Below are 18,441 nucleotides of genomic sequence, written 5' to 3'. Positions count from 1 at the left end.
TCAATAGAAACGAATATATGAAACCCATCAAAGTAGGCTTGTTAGGCGTCGGCAACGTCGGCTCCGGAACGTTCAACGTGTTGGAACGCAACCAGGAAGAAATCCGCCGCCGCGCCGGCCGCGGCATCGAAGTGGTGGCCGTCTCGGCCCGCAACCTCGAGCGCGCCAAGGAGCGCACCGGCGGCAAGGTCAAAGTGGTCGCCAACCCGTTCGACATCGTCAACGACCCGGACATCGATATCGTCGTCGAGCTCATCGGCGGCTACGACGAGGCCAAGGCGCTGGTGCTGCAGGCCATCGCCAACGGTAAGCACGTGGTCACCGCCAACAAGGCGCTGCTGGCCGTGCACGGCAACGAAATCTTCGCCGCCGCGCAGGAAAAGGGCGTCATGGTCGCGTTCGAGGCGGCCGTGGCCGGTGGCATCCCCATCATCAAGGCGCTGCGCGAAGGCCTGACCGCCAACCGCATCGACTGGCTGGCCGGCATCATCAACGGCACCACGAACTTCATCCTGTCCGAGATGCGCGACAAGGGACTGGACTTCGCCACCGTACTCAAGCAGGCGCAGGAGCTGGGCTACGCCGAAGCCGACCCGACCTTCGATATCGAGGGCGTGGACGCGGCGCACAAGGCCACCATCATGTCGGCCATCGCCTTCGGCATTCCGGTGCAGTTCGACAAGGCGCACGTCGAGGGCATCTCGAAACTGAACGCGATCGACATCCGCTACGCCGAGCAACTGGGCTACCGCATCAAGCTGCTGGGCATCGCCAAGCGCGCCAAGGTCAACGGCGTCGAGGGCGTGGAACTGCGCGTGCATCCGACCCTGATCCCTAGCAAGCGCCTGATCGCCAATGTCGAAGGCGCCATGAACGCGGTGCTGGTGCAGGGCGACGCCGTCGGCGCCACCTTGTACTACGGCAAAGGCGCCGGCGCCGAACCGACCGCCTCGGCCGTGATCGCCGACCTGGTCGATATCACCCGCCTGGCCACGGCCGATCCGGAACACCGCGTGCCGCACCTGGCGTTCCAGCCTAACGCGATGACCAATATCGAGATTTTGCCGATGTCGGAAATCACCACCAGCTACTACCTGCGCATGAACGTCAGCGACCAGCCGGGCGTGCTGGCCGACCTGACCCGCATCCTGGCGGACGCGACGATCTCGATCGACGCCATGCTGCAAAAGGAACCGGCCGAGGGCGAGACCAAGACCGACATCATTTTCCTGACCCACCAGACGCAGGAAAAGAACGTGACGGCGGCCATCGCCAAAATGGAAGGCCTGTCGACCGTATGCGGTAATGTGACGAAGATTCGCCTGGAAAACCTGAGCTGATCGGCGCGAAGGGGAGGGACGCCCGGGATAATCGACCGATGTTGATTGTCTGGCAACTCTTCAGGCAAAAAAAGTCCGGGTAGCGTCTACGCACGCTACCCGGAAAAGGGTCAGTTACTAGGGTGTGTTGCGATACTACGGATACTTCTACTGCAAGGTTTTTACTGCGGGATACTCATTACTGCGGTACTGCTTACTTCGAAGCGACGGTCAGTTCGCTTTTTACTTCTTTAACGCCTGGGACGGCCGATGCCACCTGAATGGCCTTGGTGCCCACTTCAGTGCTTGGAACGGCGCCGCTCAGCACGACCACACCGTCGGTGGTGGTCACGCCAATTTGTTTTTGATCGGCCAGGGAGGCCTTGATCTTGCTGGTAATTGCATCGTCATTGGTGGCGGTGCCGGTCTTGGCGGCTCCAGCCATAGCACCTTCTTGCTGACCCGCGGCGAAGGCGGTACCAGTAGCTGCTGCGGCGGTGAGGGTAGCTGCGACCATCAGGCGGGCGATCAGGTTGGTAGTCATCATGATTTGCTTCCTTTTTCAAGTTTAGGTGAAACGTCTGTGACGTTACCCCATCCTTAGCAATCGGCGTGCCAGCTAATAAAAGCCGTTTAAAATCATGATCTTGCGCTGAAATTACCTGTAGAAAATTGTCAAATCGTGATGTTTACGTCCATATTCCACGAATTTTGTCGTGAAATGGCGACAAGCTATCGGCGCCATTTCATAAGTCATTGATTTTTAAGAGGATCGTCTTGTCGCTCGGAGGCGACAACGGTTGGGTCGGTGCGGAACAGGCTGGCGTCGAGGTCGTATTTCTGCAGCAGGCGGTAGAACTCGGTCCGATTGCGTTCGGCCAGGCGGGCGGCGTCGGCCACGTTGCCGTCGGTCAATTTCAGCAACTGGACCAGATAGTTGCGCTCGAAGCGCTGCTTGGCCTCGGTGTAGCTGAGCACTTCCAGCGACGGCACACGCAGCGCCCGCTGCACCAGCGACAAGGGAATCAGCGGCGCGGTCGCCAGCGCGCACACGTGTTCGACCACGTTGTATAGTTGCCGCACATTGCCCGGCCAGGAGGCCGTGGTCAGCGCTTCCAGCGCGTCGGGCGCGTAGCCGCGCACCGTCTTGCCGTACTTGGCCGCCAGGGTGTGCAGGAACTGGGTCGCCATCGGCGTGATGTCCTCGCGCCGCTGCGACAGCGGCGGCAAGGTCAAGGTGATGACGTTGAGCCGATAATACAGGTCCTCGCGGAACTGGCCCTCCAGCATGGCGGCGTCGAGGTCGCGGTGGGTGGCCGACAGGATGCGCACGTCGACCGGGCGGGGGATGTCCGAGCCCAGCTGGCGTACCACGCGCTCCTGCAGCACCCGCAGCAGCTTAACTTGCAGCAACAGTGGCATATCGCCGATCTCGTCGAGGAACAGGGTGCCGCCGTCGGCGGCCTGCACCAGGCCCTCGCGGCTGCTGACGGCGCCCGTGTAGGCGCCCTTGACGTGGCCGAACAGCTCCGATTCGAGCAGCGCCTCGGGAATCGCGCCGCAGTTGACGGCGATGAAGGGCGCCTTGGCGCGGCGGCTGGCGCGGTGGATGGCGGTGGCCAGCAGCTCCTTGCCAGTGCCGCTTTCGCCACGGATCAGGATGCTGGCGTCGGACGCCGCCACCAGCCGGGCCTCGGCCAGCAGCTCGTCCATGCGCTGGCTGCGGCTGATCAGGCCGGCGCGCCAGGCTTCGTCGCCGTTGGACGGGCTGGCCGCCGGCGCGGACAGGCTCAGCGCCTGGGCGATGCGGTCCAGCAGCAGCTTGGCGTCGAACGGCTTGGTCAGATAGGCGTAGGCGCCCAAGGTGGTGGCCTCGATCGCGTCCGGAATGGTGCCGTGGGCGGTCAGCAGGATGACGGGCAGGGCCGGATAGTTGTGGCGGATCTCCTGGAACAGCGACATGCCGTCGCGGTCCGGCAGGCGGATGTCGCTGATGACCAGACGAGGCAGCTCGATCGACATGCGCGCCAGCGCCGCCTCGGCGCTGCCGACGCCGGTGACCCGGTAGCCGTTGGCGGTCAGCCGCATCGATAGCAGGCGCAGCAGGTCGGCGTCGTCGTCCACGACCAATAAGTGAGCGCCCTTGCCGGCCGGGTTGCGGGCGGCGCCGGCGGCGGCCAATTGCTCGTCGGCCGCGTTCACTTGATGATCCCCTGCGGCGCGCTGGCCGCCGGCCGGACCGGCAAGGTGCGTTCGATGTTTTTCAAGCCCTCCACCATGTCGTTGAGCTGGTCGATGCGGCGCTGGTTGTCCTTTTGTTGCGCCGCCAGCCGGTCGACGTGCTCGGCGAGCCGGCGCGCCTCGGCGCAGTTGCTTGAGAACACCTGTGCCAGCGGCTTGAAGACGGCCGCCTCGCTGTCGTTGGAATTGCCGACGCCGTCGAACAGCGTCTGCGCGCGGGCCAGGTCGCCGCCGCCGCGCGTGAGCATCAGCACCATGCCCATTTGCATGGCCACGCGCGGGCTGCGCTGCTGCTGGTTCAGGCCGCTGAGTTCCTTGAGCAGTTCGCCCTGGCTCATGCGCCGCAGCGACTGGTGATAGCTCAGCAGCGGCCCGAGTTCGTCGAGCGGCGGCGGTGGCGGCGCCAGTTCCACCACCGGTGGCGGCGGTGGCGGCTCCGCCGCCGGCGCCGGCTTGGGCTGGATCTGGGCGCAGGCGGCCAGCACCAGGCATAGCAGCACGCACAGCAGGCGCGCCGGGGCGCGGGAGGGAGCGGATTTTGTGTAAGGCATCATATTAACCATCAGAACTTCAATAAGGTAGTTCAATTCGGAAACGGGCGCCCTGGTCGGAGGGCAACAGCTGCAACACGCCTTGGTGCGCGGCGATATATTCCTGCACGATCGACAGGCCGATGCCGTTGCCGCGACGCGCTCCGGGCGGCTGGCGTTGGCCCTGGTAAAACGGTTCGAAGATGCGCGCGGCGTCGTTCGGCGCCACGCCCGGCCCCTGGTCGGCGCAGTCGATCAGCAGCCGGTCGTTGCGTTCCTCCAGCTTGAAACTGATCACGCCGCCCTGCGGACTGAAACGCACGGCGTTCGACAGCAGGTTGCCGATCGCCACCCCCATCTTGTCGGCATCGACCGTGATCGGCCGCGCCTTGCCCTCGGTGTCGACGGTCAGCTTGGCCGCCTGCCACTGCAGGCGCTGGCTGTCGATGGCGTGCGCCAGCAGGGCCGACATGTCGGTCGGCTCCCGGTGCAGGTGGTGGGCGTCGAACGTGGCTTCGTTGTAGCGCAGCAGCGCCTCGATCTGCGACTGCAGCGCCGCCGTGTTTTGGTTCAGTATACCGGCGATTTCGCGCTGGTTGGGCGATAACGCGCCGGCCACGCCATCTTCCAGCAGGGCAACGCCTTCGCGCAGCGCCGCCAGCGGGGTCTTCAGTTCATGCGAGATGTGGCGCAGGAAACGGGACTTGTCCTCCTCCAGGTTCGACAGGCGCTGGCGCAGCCAGTTCAACTGCTGGCCGACGCGCTGCAGGTCGGCCGGGCCGCGCACCTCGACCGCCTCGTCGAAGCGGTTCTCGCCGAGCCGGTCGATCGCCGATTCGATCTGCGCCAGCGGACGCGACAGCCACAGGCCGAAGCCGCCCGCCAGCAGGGCGGCCACGACGATGGAGGCGATCACCTGCGCCTTGAGCACGGCGCGTCGCTGGTCGAGTTCGGCCAGCAGCGCGATGTTGCGCAGTTCGACCTCCTGTTTGACCTCCTCGGCCAATTGGGCGTTTATGCGCGGCAACAACGCCAGGACCTTCTCCAGCGCCTGCCGGCGGGCGCTGGTGCGCGCGCGGGTGGGCATTTGCAGGATGTCCCAGGCCTGCTCGCCGGCCTGGCGCCAGGTGTCGAAGGCGATATTGGGGGCGTGGGGCAGGCCGCGCTGGACGGCGTCGAGCGCGGCGCGCGCCTCGCGCCAGGCGTCGGCGTAGCGCATGCGGAAGGCGGGGTCGTCGAGCACCAGGTACTGGCGGGCGCTGCGCGTCATCGCCACGCTGCGCTCGGCCAGCTGCTGGGTGTTTTCGGTCAGCGCCAGCGCGTGGTGTCCGCTGTCGCGGCTGTGGAAGGCGAGACGGTCCAGCGTCCACAGCGCGTGCAGGGAGGCGGCACTCAGCAACACAGCGATCAACAGGAAGACGCCCAGCAGCAACTGGCGAAACGAGAGTTTCGAGAGCATCGATGGTCAGTTCAGGAGAAATGACTGAATGATAGGCGAAACCGCGTCCGAGGTGTGTTTAATTGGAAATATTGCGGGGTTGCGGGCGGTGCGCCCGCGCTCGGCCCGCCTAGGGGCGCGCGGTAGGCCCGGGTTGCTCTTCCAGGCCGCCGGGAGCCATATCGAAGGTGGCGACATCCGTGTCATACCAGCGCTCGATGCCTCTGAACCGCATGCCGATGCGCTCCATGACGGCCGACGAGGCCAGGTTTTCCTGGTGGCAGACCGCAAGCAGCCGGCCTGCGCCCAGCCGCTCGAAAGCGAAGCGCGCCATGGCCATCGCCGCCTCGGTAGCGTAGCCCTTACCCTGCTGGTCGGTGCGCAGGCGCCAGCCCAGCTCCAACGGATTGCGCGGGTCGCGTTCGATGTGTTGCACTGCGCCGGTGCCGACGATCTCGCCGCTGTCGCTGGCGATGAAGGCCCACCACGCATGCCCCAGCTCGGCCCACTTTGCCTTGTTGCGGGAGATGAAGGCGGCCGTATCTTCCGGCGTTTCCGGTCGCCCGGTGATGTAGCGCATCACCTCAGCATCACCGTTGATCGCGCGCAAGCCGTCGAAGTGGCGGTCGTCCACCGGCTCCAGCCGCAGGCGCGCGGTGGTGAGGATGTTCGATGGCATCGGCGTCACGCTGCCGGGCCGACGTCCATGCCGTCGTAGGATTCGAGGCCATGCTCTTCGGCGAATTGGTAGAACTGCTGGTTGCGCGCGTGCAAAGTATCGACCGTGTGCTTCTCGACCTTCTCGATGTGCAGCCACCATAGCGCCGGCGCGTCGCCATCGGGTTTGGAGTCGTAGATGCCGACGATCTGGTAGCCCTTGGCCTTCAATGGTGCTTGCACGGCCTCCAGCTTGGCCTTGTCCTGGTCGGCGAAAAAGTAGCCCCACAACAGCGGTTTGTTGCTGTCCCACGGGGCGTTCTGCTTCATGTCGGCGAATAGCTCGACCATTTCTTCTTTGGTGATCATCTGTGTCTTTCTAGCGGCGATAAAAGGAAACGCCAGCGCGTTGAATGTGGGATAACAGTTCTGGGTTGTCGATATGGTCGCGGATCGACAAGTCTATCTTATAGGGAAGTAAAAGGTCGTCCAGGTCGGTATCTATCCTCAGTAGCGCCGGCAACGTCAGGCCGGCGCCGACCAGGCAGAGATCGATATCCGATCCGGGTTTGAAGTTTCCCTTCGCCCGCGAGCCGTAAAGTATGACCTGCTCGACCTCCGGATGCGCGGCGAATACCTTGCCCATCGCGTCGATGACGTCGCGCCGGAGTCCAAACGATGGCGGGACCTTGTCAGTCGCCATCGGCCAGCCCGATCATTTTCTGCTCGAGTGCTTTGAACAGCGAAAAATAGTCGTCGAGAATCAGCCGGGATATTTCATCGGCCGTTTCCTTATTATAGGTATGCGCCGACTGGTTGCGGCTTTTGATCATGCCCATCCAACTATCGCCATCTTCAAGCAATCCCAGCTCGAATGCCTCACGTGTCGCATCGCGCGAGTCATGGATCGCGTGATGTCCCTGGTATTGCAGGTAGTCCTTCAAGACATTCCAGGCGAGCTCGTGTGTGAACTCGAAAGCCTTGATCAGGCCTTGCTGTTCAAGTTCGTTGAGCCGTCCGTGGTCGATGAACTTTTGCAGTTGCGACAGCGCGCGTCGGTAATTCGACAGGCCTTGCTGCCAGCGTATGTCCAACTCGCTCATGGCGTGCCCCTGTAAAACCGTAGTGGTGAAAGTCGGTGGTGTCATTTTACCGCTACCCGCCGCGCCGCGTTCAGGCGCGCGGAAAAGGGAAAAGCACCGCTACTTTCAGGCCCTTGCCGCCGGCCGCGTCGTCGAGCGCGATGGTGGCGCCGTGCAGGCCGGCGATGTCGCGCACGATGGCCAGACCGAGGCCGGCGCCGCCGGGGTTGCGCTCCAGCGTGGAGGCGGCCCGGTAAAACGGTGCGAACACGCGCTCGCGCTCCGCCGCCGCGATGCCAGGACCGCTGTCCTCGACCTCCAGCGCGACGCCATCTTCGCCTTCGGTCACGCGCAGCACCACCTGGCCGCCGGCGGGCGTGTAGCGCAGCGCGTTGTCGACCAGGTTGGCGATCATCTCGTGCAGCAGCAAGGCCTGGCCGCTAACGACGCACTCGCGCTCCGCCTCCAGCGACAGGTCGATGTTCTTGGCCACCGCCGCCATCGCCATCTCCAGCCCGACCTGGCGCGCGATCTCGCGCAGCGATACCGGCTCGGCCTGGGCCGCCGCGCCGTCGGCGTCGCCGCCATGCTCGATGCGCGCCAGTGTCAGCAACCGGTTGGCCAGGTTGACGGTGGAGTCGGTGGTGGCGGCGATGCTGTGGACGATGTGACGCAGCGCCGCCTTGGTTTCCTCGGGCGGCACGCCGGCCCGGTCGCATTCGCGCAGCGCCAGTTCGGCCTGCGTCTTGAGCACCGTCAGCGGCGTGCGCAGTTGGTGCGAGGCGTCGGCGATGAAGCGGCGCTGGCTGCTGATCAACAGCTGCAGCCGCGAGCGGGAACTGTTCATCGCCGCCACCAGCGGCCGCACCTCCTTGTGCACCAGCGCCGGATCGACGTCCGATGAATCGTTCAGACTGCGCGTCTCGACCGCGATCTTCAGCCGCATCAGCGGCTGCAGCACCAGCCGCACCGCGAACCACACCAGCAGCGCGAGCGCCAGCAGCAGCAAGGCCTGCCAGGTCAGGGTGTCGAACAATATCTGGTTCGACAGGCCGCGGCGCGCCTCCAGCGTTTCGCCGACCTGGATCAGCGCGATGCCGCGCATCGAGTCGTCGTACACGGGCTGCAGCAGCGCGGCGATGCGCACCGGCTGGCCGTTGTAGTTGGCGTGATAGAAGCGCACCAGCGCCGGATAGGCCTCCGAGCGCGGCACGTTGGCCGGCACCGCCGGCAGGTCGCCGTAGCCGGACACCGTCTCGCCGTTGATGCCGGTGACCTTGTAGTAGATGCGCCCCAGGGTGTCGGTCTCGAAGCTGTCCAGCGCCACGTAGGGCACGTCGGCCACCACCTTGCCGCCGACGATGGAGACGCGTTCGGCCAGCGCCCGCGTGGACGCCAGCAGCGAGCGGTCGTAGGCGACATCGGCCGCGTCCAGCGCGTTGTGGTAGACCGAAACGGTATTGAGCGCGACCAGTGCCAGCAAGGGCCCCAGCAGCCAGCGCAGCAGCTGGCCGCGCAGGCTGCCCAGCGTGGCGCCGGGGCCGAAGCGTTCGGCGAGCCTGGTCAGTATCGGCATCGGTATTGAGCTCCGCGCGCGTCAGTCGGCGGCGAGCGCCGGACGCGGTTGCAGCAGGTAGCCGATGCCGCGCAAGGTGGTGATGATGGCGGCGTCCGGCGCGGCGATGTCGAGCTTTTTGCGCACCCGATGGATATACAGCTCGATGGCGTCGATGTTGGCGTCGTCGGCCAGCGCGAACACTTCGTCGAACAGCTTTTCCTTCGAGACGGCGCGGCCGGCGCGCGTGATCAAGGTTTCGAGCACCGCGTGCTCGCGCGGCGTCAGCGCCAGCGCGTTGCCGGCGTAGGTGAACATGCGCGTGACGGTGTCGAAACTGAGCGCGCCGCAGTGGTGCACCAGCGCCTCGTTGCCCACGCTGCGGCGCAGCAGCGCCTTGACGCGCGCCTCCAGCTCCGCCAGTTCGAACGGCTTGGCGAGATAGTCGTCGGCGCCCAGGTTCAGGCCCTGCACGCGTTCCTCCAGGCCGCCGCGCGCGGTGAGGATCAGCACCGGCGTCTGGCCGCGCGGCGCGGCGCGCGCGCGCAGGCGCTTGAGCACCTCCAGGCCGTCCATGCGCGGCAAGGTCAGGTCCAGGATCAGCAGCGCGTAATCCTGCGTGTGCAGCAGCGCGTCGGCGTCGGCGCCGTTGTCCGCGCATTCGACGGTGAGGTGGGCGTCGCGCAGCGCTTTGGCCAGCCAGTGCGATAGCTCGGTGTGGTCTTCAACTAACAGTATGCGCATAAATTCTTGCCATGGCGGAAAAAAAAGTTCAGTGTAAGGCCAGAATCATCGTCGCCCGCGCGTTAAAAGGGAAGGCCCATCGGCTTTGTGGTGCGAGGACGACAGGAAACACCCTTCCTGCGGCAGTGAAAGGTAAGTGAAAGGTAATTGAAAGGAAGCGACTCCTATAGTGGCACCCTGATAGCAAATATCAGGCATCACAAATAACTATATCCTCTGGAGACACAATGAAAAAATCCCCAATTAGCCTTGCCATCTTGGCATTGGCAGCCGCCGCCGGCGGCGCCGCGCAGGCCCAATCGAATGTGCAAGTCTATGGTTTGCTGGACGTCGGCGTCGAAAATGCCAATAACTCGAGCGCCACCGGCGGTAGCAACACCCGCGTGATTTCGGGCGGTATGAACACTTCGCGCTGGGGCATCCGGGGCACCGAAGATCTGGGCGGCGGCCTCAAAGCCGTCTTCAATCTGGAAGGCGGGATCTTGATGGACACCGGCGCCCAGGACGGCGCGCTGTTCCGCCGCCAGGCCTACGTGGGCCTGGAAGGCGCCTTCGGCCGCGTGGTCGTCGGCCGTTCGTTCACCAGTGTCTACGACACGGTGATCGGCTACGATCCGATGGGCTTCGCGCCGTACTACTCGTGGGCGACCTCGGGGCCGGCCACCGGTCCAAGCAAATACGGCTTCACCACCGGTTACGACAATCTGATCAAGTACGCGGGCACCTTCGGTAACTTCCGCTTCGGCGCCAACTACGCCGCCGGCGAGCAGACCACCGGCGTGGCCGATAGCGCCAAGATGGGCGCGACCGTCGCCTACAAGTTCGGCCCGGCCAACGTGATGGCCACCTATGAGCGCAACAACGGCAACACCGTGGCGGCCACCGGCAACCGCGATGAAAACACCGTGTGGCACATCGGCGCCAACTACGAAACCGGACCGTTGAAATTCTGGGCCGTCCTGCGCGACTACAACCTGACCGCCGGCCGCGCGGCGACCGCCGACGTCGAAGCGACCACCACCTGGGGCGGCGTGGCGTACAAGCCAAACGAGGTGACCACCATCACCGGCGCGGTCTACCACGTCGATGTCAAGAACGTCGCCGCCAACACCGACGCCGATCCGACCATGTACGTGCTGCGCTACCGCTACGCGCTGTCCAAGCGCACCGACGTCCATATCTCGGGCGCGTACGCCAAGGCCAAGCACGGCCAGCTCACCGGCCTGTCGCGCGACGACGCCGGCTTCGCCAACAGCCAGCGCGGTATCACCGTCGGCATGCAGCACCGCTTCTAAGCCGCTTCGCAACGAAGACCGGGCCGCGTCGATATTTTTCTGAAAGTCGATGCGGCCTGAAAGCGCTTTGAAAGCTTCACCGCTCTAAGATAACTACAAAGATGACTAAAGTTTTGCAGGCTTTGATTGCCGCGCTGTTTTTACTGTGCACGGTGGCGCGGGCGGCAAGCGTGGAGTGCATCGTGCCTTCCAAACCGGGTGGCGCGATGGACCTCACATGCAAGCTGGCGCAAAAAGGCCTGCAGGGCTTGCGCGACGCGCCCAAGCCGCCGCCGTCGGAGATGCGGATCACCTATCTGCCGGGCGGTATCGGCGCGGTGGCCTGGCATTCGCTGGTGTCGCAGCGGCGCCGCGCGGAACCGAACACGCTGGTGGCTTTTTCGGGCGGCTCGCTGCTCAATCTGGCGCAGGGCAAGTTCGGCAAGGCCACCGCGAACGATGTGCGCTGGGTCGCCGCGCTGGGAACGGATTACGGCATGATCGCGGTGCGCGCCGATTCGCCCTACAAGACGCTGACGGAACTGCTGGCGGCGTTGAAGAAGAATCCGCAGAAGGTGCTGATCGGCGTCTCCGGCACCATCGGCAGCCAGGACTGGCTGAAGATGGCGATGGTGTTCAAGACCGCCGGGCTGGATCCTAAGGTGTTGCGCTTCGTGGCGCTGGAGGGCGGCGGCGAGGCCTTCACGGCGATGCATGCGAATTACGTGCAGGTGGTGTCCGGCGACGCCAGCGAGGCCACGCTTTACGCGGCCAGCGGCAACACCCGCGTGCTGGCGGTGCTGTCGGACAAGCGCCTGCCGGGTGTGCTGGCCAACGTGCCGACCGCGCGCGAGCAGGGGATCGATGTGGTGTGGCCGATCATCCGCGGTTTGTGGATGGGCCCACAGGTGCCGGATGCGGATTACCGGCAGTGGGTGGCGGCCTTTGATCGCGTGCTGGCCGATCCGCAGTTCGCGCAGATGCGCGCGGCGTCGGGGTTGTACCCGTTCGGGCTGACCGGCGATGCGCTGAAAGCTTATGTAACAAAGGCCGTAGACGATTACGGCAGGCACGCCGCCGAACTCGGTCTGGTGCGCTGATCACAAAAAAAATATTAAAACAATTGGAGACTAAAAAATGATGTTCAAGACCTCAGTGGCCGCCGCATGCGCGTCCCTCTCGATCGCGCTGCTCGCAACCTCCACCGCCGCCCTGGCGCAAGTGCCGGCCGGCTATCCCGCCGACTACCAGAAGATCATCGACGGCGCCAAGAAAGAGGGCAAACTGGTGGTCTACGGCGCCACCGACAGCAAGGCCACGGCGCCGCTGATCAAGGATTTCAGCGCCCAGTTCCCGGGCATCACCGTCGAATACAACGACATGAATTCGACCGAGGTGTATAACCGCTTCATCTCCGAAGTGGCGGCCGGCGGCAACACCGCCGACGCGGTCTGGTCGTCGGCGATGGACCTGCAGATGCGCCTGGCCTCGGACGGCTACGCGATGAAGTACAAGTCGGTCGAGGCGCCAAAGCTGCCGGCATGGTCGATGTGGGATGACCAGGCCTACGGCACCACCTTCGAGCCGGCCGCCATCGTCTACAACAAGCGCCTGGTCGACGCCAAGGAAGTGCCGCAGACGCACGCCGATTTCGCCAAGCTGATACAGACGCCGAAGTTCAAGGACAAGGTCACCACCTACGACATCGAGAAGTCCGGCGTCGGCTTCATGTTCATGACGCAGGACGCGCGCGAAAATCCGAAGTTCCTCGACATGCTCAACGCCTTCGGCGTCGCCAAGGTGCGCGTGCAGTCGTCGACCGGGACGATGCTCGAGCGGATCTCCTCCGGCGAGAACCTGATCGGCTATAACGTGGTCGGTTCCTATGCGCTGGTGCGCGCCAAGACCGATCCCTCGCTCGGCGTGATCCTGCCGAAGGACTACACGCTGGTGATGTCGCGCGTGCTGTTCATCAGCAAGAGCGCGAAGAACCCCAACGCCGCCAAGCTGTGGCTCGACTACATGCTGTCCCACCGCGGCCAGACCATCATCGCCAACGACTCCAAGCTGTTCGCGATCCGCGCCGACGTCACCGGCGAGACCACCTCGGCGGACCTGATCAAGCAAATCGGCAAGGACAACGTCAAGCCGGTGCCGGTGCATCCGATGGTGCTGCAGTTCCTCGGGCCGGCCAAGCGCATGGCCTTCCTGAAGCAGTGGAAAGAATCGGCCGGCAAGAAGTAATCGCCTGACTTAAAGCGTCACCTTAGGTCCACCGAACCCCGAGCCGACGCGGGGTCGTACCCAGGCGGGTACGACCCCTGCCCGGACCTGCGGGTTGGGTGCCCGCACGCGTTCGTAAAAACGGAATTCCTATGCAAACTATGACTCTATCCGGCTCCGGCCGGCGCAGCCTGAACTGGCCGCGCGGCGTGGTGGTGGTGCTCGCCTCCATCGCCATCTTCCTGCCGCTGTTCCTGATCTTCTACCAAAGCTTTTTGAGCGCGCCGTTCTTCATGCCGGTCAAGGAGCTGGGCCTCGACGCCTACCGCTTCATCTTCGACGACCCCGATTTCACGATGGCGTTCAAGAACGCCTTCTTCCTGGCCACCGGCCTGGCCGCCATCGCCGTGCCGCTGGGCGGCATGTTGGCCTTCCTGATGATCCGCACAGACCTGCCGGCCAAGGGCTTCATCGCGCCGCTGCTGCTGGTGCCGATCTTCGTATCGCCGATGGTGATGGGCTTCGGCTACGTCGTCTCGATGGGCCCCGTCGGCTTCTATTCGCTGTGGGCCAAGGACATCCTCGGCCTGATCCCGTGGAATATCTACTCGTTCACCAGCATCGTGGTGATCGCCGGCCTGACCCACGTGCCGCATGTCTACCTGTACGCCTCGTCCGCGCTGAAAAGCCTGGGCTCGGACGTGGAGGAGGCGGCACGCGTCTCCGGCGCCTCGCCGCTGCAGGTGATGTTCAACGTCTCGCTGCCGATGATCACGCCGGCGCTGGCGTATGCCGGCGTGCTGGTATTCTTCCTCGGCTTCGAGGTGTTCGGCCTGGTGCTGGTGCTGGGGGACCCGGAAGGGCACATGGTGCTGGCCACCTATCTGTACAAACTGACCAACAAACTGGGCACGCCGTCGTACCACCTGATGGCCGCCGTCGCCGTCTGCCTGGTGATGGTGACGATGCCGCTGGTGATGGTGCAGCGCCACCTGCTCAAGTCGGCCAACAAATTCGTCTCGATCAAGGGCAAGGGCGCGCGCTCGAAACCGATGCCGCTCGGCCGCTGGAAGTGGCTGGCCTTCGCGCTGATCTTCGCCTGGCTGATGTTCACCATCATCATGCCGCTGTCGGGCATCGTGCTGCGCTCCTTCGTCCAGTACTGGGGCGAGGGCGTCAAGCTGGCCGAGGTGCTGACGTTGCAGCACTTCCGCGAGATCTTCGAGCAGCCGGCGCTGGTGCGCGGCATTGTCAACACGGTGCTGATCGGCGTGATCGGCGGCGCGCTGGCGGTGATCTGCTACAGCGCCATCGCGCTGGCGATGCACCGCAAGCCGGACGCCATCACCCGCTTCCTCGACTACAGCGTGCTGGTGCCGCGCGCCGTGCCCGGCCTGCTGGCCGGCCTGTCGTTCCTGTGGGTGTTCCTGTTTGTGCCCAGCTGGCTCGATGGCGCCTTGAAGGGCATGGACAATGGCGTGGCGCTGTGGCTGAGCGAGCATGCGATCCCGATGCTGCGCTCCGTGCGCTCGACCATCTTCGCCCTGTGGCTGGCGTATTCGGTGGTGTGGCTGGCCTACGGCATGCGCCTGATCTCGACCGCGCTGCTGCAGGTGGGCCCGGAGCTGGAGGAGGCGGCGCGCGCCGTCGGCGCCAGGCGCGGGCAGGTCACCCGCGACGTCACGCTGCCGCTGGTCAAATACGGCCTGCTGGGCGCCTGGCTGATGGTGTTCCTGATCTTCGAACGCGAATATTCGACCGGCGTGTACCTGCTCACGCCGGGCACGGAGGTGATCGGCGCGATGATCGTGTCGCTGTGGGCGACCGGCTCCACCGATCTGGTGGCGGCGCTATCGTTCATCAATATTTCGCTGGTGGCCATCGGCCTGGGCATCGCCTTGCGCTTCGGCGTGAAGCTCCACAATTAATTCAAATAATATGAAACGAGACATCGCCATGAACGAACTAACCGTCAACGACCTGCACCTGGACTACGGCACCGGCGCCCATGCCAATCAAATTTTGAAGGGCGTGTCGATGCACCTGCAAAAGGGCGAAGTGGTGGCGCTGCTCGGGCCTTCCGGCAGCGGCAAGACCACCCTGCTGCGCGCCGTCGCCGGCCTGGAAAGCGCCAAGCAGGGCACGATCGCCATCGGCGAGCGCACCGTCTACGACGGCTCGAAGAACTTCGAGATGCCGGCCGAGCACCGCAACCTCGGCCTGGTGTTCCAGTCGTACGCGCTGTGGCCGCACAAGACGGTGTTCGAGAACGTCGCCTATGGCCTGAAGCTGCGCAAGATGGGCGCCAGCGACATCAAGGACAAAGTGGCCGACGTGCTGAAAAACCTGGGCCTGGGCCATCTGGCCGATCGCTATCCGCACCAGCTGTCCGGCGGCCAGCAGCAGCGCGTGGCGATCGCCCGCGCGCTGGTCTACAACCCGCCGGTTATCCTGCTCGACGAACCGCTGTCGAACCTGGACGCCAAACTGCGCGAGGAGGCGCGCGCCTTCCTGCGCGAGTTGATCGTGCGACTGGGCCTGTCGGCGCTGATGGTGACCCACGACCAGGCCGAGGCGATGGCGATCTCGGACCGCATCCTGCTGCTCAATAACGGCAAGATCGAGCAGCAAGGCACGCCGCAAAGCATGTACGAAACGCCGGAGACGCTGTTCACCGCCGAGTTCATGGGCAGTAACAACCGCCTGCCGGCCAAGGTGGTGCAGCGGGATGGCGCCCTGGTGAGGCTCGACGTCAACGGCGCCACCGTGACCGGCACCGCCCGCGGCGCCGGCGGCGGCGAGCCGTCGACCATCATCCGCGTCGAGGAAGTGAAAATCAGCCCGACGCCGGTGGATAACGCCATCGAGCTGCCGCTGCTGACCTGCATGTATCTGGGCGACCGCTTCGAATGCCTGTTCAAGAGTCCCGCCGGGGGCGCCGAGTTCGGCCTGCGCGCCTATTCCAAATATAAGCTGGAAGCGGGCAAGTACTGGCTGCAGTTGCCTGTCGACAAGCTTTGGGTGTTCTGAACCGCCAATCCAGAGTAATTTTGTCAATGAAGGGACGAGGATCGCAGTGATGCGGCCTCGTCTTTTTTCTTTTCAGAATCAACAGTGTGACATTTAGCGAGAAATTTATCGCCGAGTTGCACAAAAGTAGAGCTCAATCAGCAAAATAGTTGCCGTGAATCTATTTTTTCGGCGGATTGCCCGTGGCTGTCGTTTATAATTTTAAAAGTACGTCGGCTGGCATTTCCGCGGCATGTGAGCGCGAGTTCGTACCTTCTTCTACCTCAGAACTCTGGATTATTTGTTAACATGCGCACACATGGCGTCACCTTTTCAATCGTCAGTCACGCTGCCTGGGCGCCCGGCCTGACCACGCCCGAGGCGTGGGCGCAGTGGGCGCGCGCGCCGCACCGCATCGTCGCCGGCGAGGAACCCGGCGTCAAGGCGATGCCCGCGATGCTGCGGCGGCGGGCGGGATTTTTGGGGAAGATGGCGCTGGAGGTGGCCTACCGCTGCCTCGATGGACGAGGCGACGGCGCTGGCGACATTCCCACGGTTTTTTGTTCGCGCCACGGCGAAGTGTCGCGCGCGCTCGAGCTATTGAGCGATCTGGCGCGCGGCGAGGCATTGTCGCCGACGGCGTTCAGCATGTCGGTGCACAACGCGACGGCGGGCCTGTTGACCATCGCGCGCGGCGACCGCGCCAACCACATCGCGCTGGCCGCCGGCGCGGCGACGATCGAACATGCGGTGATCGAAGCGTGCGGCCTGCTGGCCGACGGCGCGGAGACGGTGCTGCTGGTGGCTTCCGATTGCCAGCTGCCTGAATTGTTTTTGCCGTTCCAGGAGTGCGAGGAGCAGCCGCACGCGTGGGCATGGCTGATGACGGCCCCCGCCGCCGACGGCGACGCCATCTCCTTGCGCTGGAGCGCGAGCGACGACGCGCCATCGTCCGGCATGCCGGGCGGCCTGGCGGTGGCGGCCTTTCATCTGGGCGGGGCAAGCCGGATGGAGCGCTGCGATGGCCGCATGCGCTGGAGCTGGAGCCGCGATGCTTGATGCGGCGCTGGCCCGGCTGTCGCTGTACTGGCGGGTGTTCGCCACAGGGTTGAGTTTTGCGGTGTTTGGTGTTGGCGGACTGCTGATGCGCATCGTGCTGTTTCCGGCGCTGAACCTGGTGGTGCGGCGCAAGGAGCGTCGCGTGGCGGCGGCGCGCGAGCTGATACGGCTGGCGTTTCGCACCTATGTGGACATGATGCGCGCGTTGGGCGTGCTGCGCTACGAGGTGCGCGGCCTGGAAAAGCTGGAGCGCGGCGGTCTGCTGATACTGGCGAACCATCCGACGCTGATCGATACCGTGTTTTTGATGGCCTTCGTGAGGAACGCCGACTGCATCGTCAAGGGCGCGCTGTGGAACAACCCATTCACGCGCGGGCCGGTGCGGGCGGCGGGCTACATCAACAACGAGGGCGGGGCGGCGCTGGTGGACGATTGCATCGCCTCCCTGCGGCGCGGTAATAACCTGATCGTGTTCCCAGAGGGGACGCGCACGCCGGCCGATGGCGTCATCAGCATGAAGCGCGGCGCGGCCAACATCGCGGTGCGCGGCGGGCGGGCCATGACGCCGGTGCTGATCCGCTGCGAGCCGCTCACGCTGGGCAAGGGCGAGAAGTGGTGGCGAGTGCCGCCACGGCGGGTATTGATACGGATAGACGTCCAGGATGACCTGGCGATCGAGACGTTTACGGGCGGCGGCGCCAGCGAAGTGATGGCCGCGCGCCAGTTGACGGAATTTTTACAAGACTATTTTACCGGGAAGTACCAACGCCATGCTTGAACTGGAAGTGAAAGAACTGATCATCGAAGTGCTGCAGCTGGAAGATATCACGCCGGACGATATCGATAGCGCCGCGCCGTTGTTTGTCGAAGGCCTCGGACTCGATTCGATCGACGCGCTGGAACTGGGCGTCGCGTTGCAGAAGAAGTACGGCATTTCGCTGTCGGCCGATTCGGAGGACACGCGCCGCCATTTCGCGTCGGTGGCCGCGCTGGCGGCGATGATCGAGACCCATAGAAAGAAATAAGGGAGCAGGACATGATAGCTTTGAATGACATGAGCAGGGACCAGCTGCAAGCCTGGGTGATCGATCTGTTGGCCGAGATGTTCGAACTCGATAAAGCGGGACTGACCGCCGATTCGAACCTGTACGCCGATCTCGATATCGACAGCATCGACGCGGTCGACCTGGCCGTCAAGCTGAAGCAACTGACCGGCAAGCGTTTGCAGCCGGAGGTGTTCAAGACCATCCGCACCATCGGCGACGTGGTCGACGCGCTGGCCGGCATGACGGAGCAGGCGGCTTAATCGC

At 64.3% G+C, this 18,441-nt stretch carries 20 protein-coding genes; 10 read left to right on the top strand and 10 right to left on the bottom strand.

All coding sequences use genetic code 11. The features are described 5' to 3' along the window. Nucleotides 1-17 precede the first annotated feature (17 nt). Nucleotides 18-1,340 (top strand): homoserine dehydrogenase, encoded by a 1,323-nt coding sequence (locus tag MRBLMU1_RS20540; protein WP_363504950.1) that lies wholly within the window; start codon nucleotides 18-20, stop codon nucleotides 1,338-1,340. Between the two features lie 193 nt (nucleotides 1,341-1,533). Here the strand turns inward: MRBLMU1_RS20540 and MRBLMU1_RS20535 are convergent, their stop codons facing one another. The 10 genes from MRBLMU1_RS20535 to MRBLMU1_RS20490 all read right to left on the bottom strand — a co-directional run bounded on the left by MRBLMU1_RS20535 (nucleotide 1,534) and on the right by MRBLMU1_RS20490 (nucleotide 9,566). Next, the gene (locus MRBLMU1_RS20535; RefSeq protein WP_090314725.1) at nucleotides 1,534-1,866 is read right to left on the bottom strand and encodes a BON domain-containing protein; all 333 of its coding nucleotides are present in this window, start codon (nucleotides 1,864-1,866) and stop codon (nucleotides 1,534-1,536) included. Between the two features lie 206 nt (nucleotides 1,867-2,072). Next, a complete protein-coding gene (locus tag MRBLMU1_RS20530; RefSeq protein ID WP_363504947.1) occupies nucleotides 2,073-3,521 on the bottom strand; it encodes a sigma 54-interacting transcriptional regulator in 1,449 nt (482 codons plus the stop codon). Then, nucleotides 3,518-4,114: a hypothetical protein gene (locus MRBLMU1_RS20525; RefSeq protein ID WP_363504944.1), complete on the bottom strand. Its 597-nt coding sequence runs from the start codon at nucleotides 4,112-4,114 to the stop codon at nucleotides 3,518-3,520. The genes MRBLMU1_RS20530 and MRBLMU1_RS20525 overlap by 4 nt, the downstream gene beginning before the upstream one ends. A gap of 16 nt (nucleotides 4,115-4,130) precedes the next feature. Next, a complete protein-coding gene (locus MRBLMU1_RS20520) occupies nucleotides 4,131-5,549 on the bottom strand; it encodes a sensor histidine kinase (protein ID WP_363504942.1) in 1,419 nt (472 codons plus the stop codon). A gap of 109 nt (nucleotides 5,550-5,658) precedes the next feature. Further along, nucleotides 5,659-6,207: a GNAT family N-acetyltransferase gene (locus tag MRBLMU1_RS20515; protein WP_363504939.1), complete on the bottom strand. Its 549-nt coding sequence runs from the start codon at nucleotides 6,205-6,207 to the stop codon at nucleotides 5,659-5,661. A 5-nt stretch (nucleotides 6,208-6,212) separates the two neighbouring features. Continuing rightward, nucleotides 6,213-6,554, bottom strand: a complete 342-nt coding sequence (locus MRBLMU1_RS20510; protein WP_363504936.1) for a ribonuclease E inhibitor RraB — start codon at nucleotides 6,552-6,554, stop codon at nucleotides 6,213-6,215. Between the two features lie 10 nt (nucleotides 6,555-6,564). Further along, a complete protein-coding gene (locus MRBLMU1_RS20505) occupies nucleotides 6,565-6,888 on the bottom strand; it encodes a nucleotidyltransferase domain-containing protein (RefSeq protein ID WP_363504933.1) in 324 nt (107 codons plus the stop codon). Beyond that, complete coding sequence (locus MRBLMU1_RS20500) at nucleotides 6,878-7,288, bottom strand: nucleotidyltransferase substrate binding protein (protein ID WP_363504930.1); 411 nt, start codon at nucleotides 7,286-7,288, stop codon at nucleotides 6,878-6,880. The genes MRBLMU1_RS20505 and MRBLMU1_RS20500 overlap by 11 nt, the downstream gene beginning before the upstream one ends. Before the next feature lie 70 nt (nucleotides 7,289-7,358). After that, nucleotides 7,359-8,843 (bottom strand): sensor histidine kinase, encoded by a 1,485-nt coding sequence (locus MRBLMU1_RS20495; protein WP_363504927.1) that lies wholly within the window; start codon nucleotides 8,841-8,843, stop codon nucleotides 7,359-7,361. Nucleotides 8,844-8,864: 21 nt separating this feature from the next. Continuing rightward, nucleotides 8,865-9,566, bottom strand: a complete 702-nt coding sequence (locus MRBLMU1_RS20490; RefSeq protein WP_363504924.1) for a response regulator — start codon at nucleotides 9,564-9,566, stop codon at nucleotides 8,865-8,867. 227 nt (nucleotides 9,567-9,793) lie between these two features. Here MRBLMU1_RS20490 and MRBLMU1_RS20485 point away from each other — a divergent pair, with 227 nt between their 5' ends. The 9 genes from MRBLMU1_RS20485 to MRBLMU1_RS20445 all read left to right on the top strand — a co-directional run bounded on the left by MRBLMU1_RS20485 (nucleotide 9,794) and on the right by MRBLMU1_RS20445 (nucleotide 18,437). After that, nucleotides 9,794-10,861 carry a porin gene (locus MRBLMU1_RS20485; RefSeq protein ID WP_363504921.1) on the top strand — a complete coding sequence of 356 codons (1,068 nt, stop codon included), beginning with the start codon at nucleotides 9,794-9,796 and terminating at the stop codon, nucleotides 10,859-10,861. A 101-nt stretch (nucleotides 10,862-10,962) separates the two neighbouring features. Beyond that, nucleotides 10,963-11,940 carry a Bug family tripartite tricarboxylate transporter substrate binding protein gene (locus tag MRBLMU1_RS20480; RefSeq protein ID WP_363504919.1) on the top strand — a complete coding sequence of 326 codons (978 nt, stop codon included), beginning with the start codon at nucleotides 10,963-10,965 and terminating at the stop codon, nucleotides 11,938-11,940. Nucleotides 11,941-11,977: 37 nt separating this feature from the next. Further along, nucleotides 11,978-13,084, top strand: coding sequence for an ABC transporter substrate-binding protein (locus tag MRBLMU1_RS20475; RefSeq protein WP_363504916.1), 1,107 nt, complete (start codon nucleotides 11,978-11,980; stop codon nucleotides 13,082-13,084). A gap of 131 nt (nucleotides 13,085-13,215) precedes the next feature. Then, complete coding sequence (locus tag MRBLMU1_RS20470) at nucleotides 13,216-14,991, top strand: ABC transporter permease (protein WP_363504913.1); 1,776 nt, start codon at nucleotides 13,216-13,218, stop codon at nucleotides 14,989-14,991. A 28-nt stretch (nucleotides 14,992-15,019) separates the two neighbouring features. Next, nucleotides 15,020-16,093: an ABC transporter ATP-binding protein gene (locus MRBLMU1_RS20465; RefSeq protein WP_363504910.1), complete on the top strand. Its 1,074-nt coding sequence runs from the start codon at nucleotides 15,020-15,022 to the stop codon at nucleotides 16,091-16,093. A gap of 288 nt (nucleotides 16,094-16,381) precedes the next feature. Beyond that, nucleotides 16,382-17,131 carry a beta-ketoacyl synthase chain length factor gene (locus MRBLMU1_RS20460; protein ID WP_363504907.1) on the top strand — a complete coding sequence of 250 codons (750 nt, stop codon included), beginning with the start codon at nucleotides 16,382-16,384 and terminating at the stop codon, nucleotides 17,129-17,131. Continuing rightward, on the top strand, nucleotides 17,124-17,909 hold the full coding sequence (locus MRBLMU1_RS20455; protein WP_363504904.1) for a lysophospholipid acyltransferase family protein: 786 nt from the start codon (nucleotides 17,124-17,126) through the stop codon (nucleotides 17,907-17,909). The genes MRBLMU1_RS20460 and MRBLMU1_RS20455 overlap by 8 nt, the downstream gene beginning before the upstream one ends. Further along, entirely contained in the window at nucleotides 17,902-18,156 is a 255-nt protein-coding gene (locus MRBLMU1_RS20450) for a phosphopantetheine-binding protein (protein WP_363504901.1), read from the top strand. Before MRBLMU1_RS20455 ends, MRBLMU1_RS20450 begins: the two co-directional genes overlap by 8 nt. An 11-nt stretch (nucleotides 18,157-18,167) precedes the next feature. Beyond that, nucleotides 18,168-18,437 carry an acyl carrier protein gene (locus MRBLMU1_RS20445; protein WP_363504898.1) on the top strand — a complete coding sequence of 90 codons (270 nt, stop codon included), beginning with the start codon at nucleotides 18,168-18,170 and terminating at the stop codon, nucleotides 18,435-18,437. The last annotated feature ends 4 nt before the right edge of the window (nucleotides 18,438-18,441 follow it).

This window comes from Burkholderia sp. LMU1-1-1.1 (genome assembly GCF_040675865.1).
GTDB lineage: Bacteria > Pseudomonadota > Gammaproteobacteria > Burkholderiales > Burkholderiaceae_D > Rugamonas.
The sequence above is the reverse complement of the archived record's forward strand: the minus strand, read 5'-3'. Positions and strand labels throughout refer to the sequence as shown.

Bases quoted from the DNA above. Each gene is read 5' to 3' on its own strand.
- MRBLMU1_RS20540 (WP_363504950.1), top strand. From the start codon at position 18: ATGAAACCCATCAAAGTAGGCTTGTTAGGCGTCGGCAACGTCGGCTCC.
- MRBLMU1_RS20535 (WP_090314725.1), bottom strand. From the start codon at position 1,866: ATGATGACTACCAACCTGATCGCCCGCCTGATGGTCGCAGCTACCCTC.
- MRBLMU1_RS20525 (WP_363504944.1), bottom strand. From the start codon at position 4,114: ATGATGCCTTACACAAAATCCGCTCCCTCCCGCGCCCCGGCGCGCCTG.
- MRBLMU1_RS20520 (WP_363504942.1), bottom strand. From the start codon at position 5,549: ATGCTCTCGAAACTCTCGTTTCGCCAGTTGCTGCTGGGCGTCTTCCTG.
- MRBLMU1_RS20515 (WP_363504939.1), bottom strand. From the start codon at position 6,207: ATGCCATCGAACATCCTCACCACCGCGCGCCTGCGGCTGGAGCCGGTG.
- MRBLMU1_RS20510 (WP_363504936.1), bottom strand. From the start codon at position 6,554: ATGATCACCAAAGAAGAAATGGTCGAGCTATTCGCCGACATGAAGCAG.
- MRBLMU1_RS20505 (WP_363504933.1), bottom strand. From the start codon at position 6,888: ATGGCGACTGACAAGGTCCCGCCATCGTTTGGACTCCGGCGCGACGTC.
- MRBLMU1_RS20500 (WP_363504930.1), bottom strand. From the start codon at position 7,288: ATGAGCGAGTTGGACATACGCTGGCAGCAAGGCCTGTCGAATTACCGA.
- MRBLMU1_RS20495 (WP_363504927.1), bottom strand. From the start codon at position 8,843: ATGCCGATACTGACCAGGCTCGCCGAACGCTTCGGCCCCGGCGCCACG.
- MRBLMU1_RS20490 (WP_363504924.1), bottom strand. From the start codon at position 9,566: ATGCGCATACTGTTAGTTGAAGACCACACCGAGCTATCGCACTGGCTG.
- MRBLMU1_RS20485 (WP_363504921.1), top strand. From the start codon at position 9,794: ATGAAAAAATCCCCAATTAGCCTTGCCATCTTGGCATTGGCAGCCGCC.
- MRBLMU1_RS20480 (WP_363504919.1), top strand. From the start codon at position 10,963: ATGACTAAAGTTTTGCAGGCTTTGATTGCCGCGCTGTTTTTACTGTGC.
- MRBLMU1_RS20475 (WP_363504916.1), top strand. From the start codon at position 11,978: ATGATGTTCAAGACCTCAGTGGCCGCCGCATGCGCGTCCCTCTCGATC.
- MRBLMU1_RS20470 (WP_363504913.1), top strand. From the start codon at position 13,216: ATGCAAACTATGACTCTATCCGGCTCCGGCCGGCGCAGCCTGAACTGG.
- MRBLMU1_RS20465 (WP_363504910.1), top strand. From the start codon at position 15,020: ATGAACGAACTAACCGTCAACGACCTGCACCTGGACTACGGCACCGGC.
- MRBLMU1_RS20460 (WP_363504907.1), top strand. From the start codon at position 16,382: ATGCGCACACATGGCGTCACCTTTTCAATCGTCAGTCACGCTGCCTGG.
- MRBLMU1_RS20455 (WP_363504904.1), top strand. From the start codon at position 17,124: ATGCTTGATGCGGCGCTGGCCCGGCTGTCGCTGTACTGGCGGGTGTTC.
- MRBLMU1_RS20450 (WP_363504901.1), top strand. From the start codon at position 17,902: ATGCTTGAACTGGAAGTGAAAGAACTGATCATCGAAGTGCTGCAGCTG.
- MRBLMU1_RS20445 (WP_363504898.1), top strand. From the start codon at position 18,168: ATGATAGCTTTGAATGACATGAGCAGGGACCAGCTGCAAGCCTGGGTG.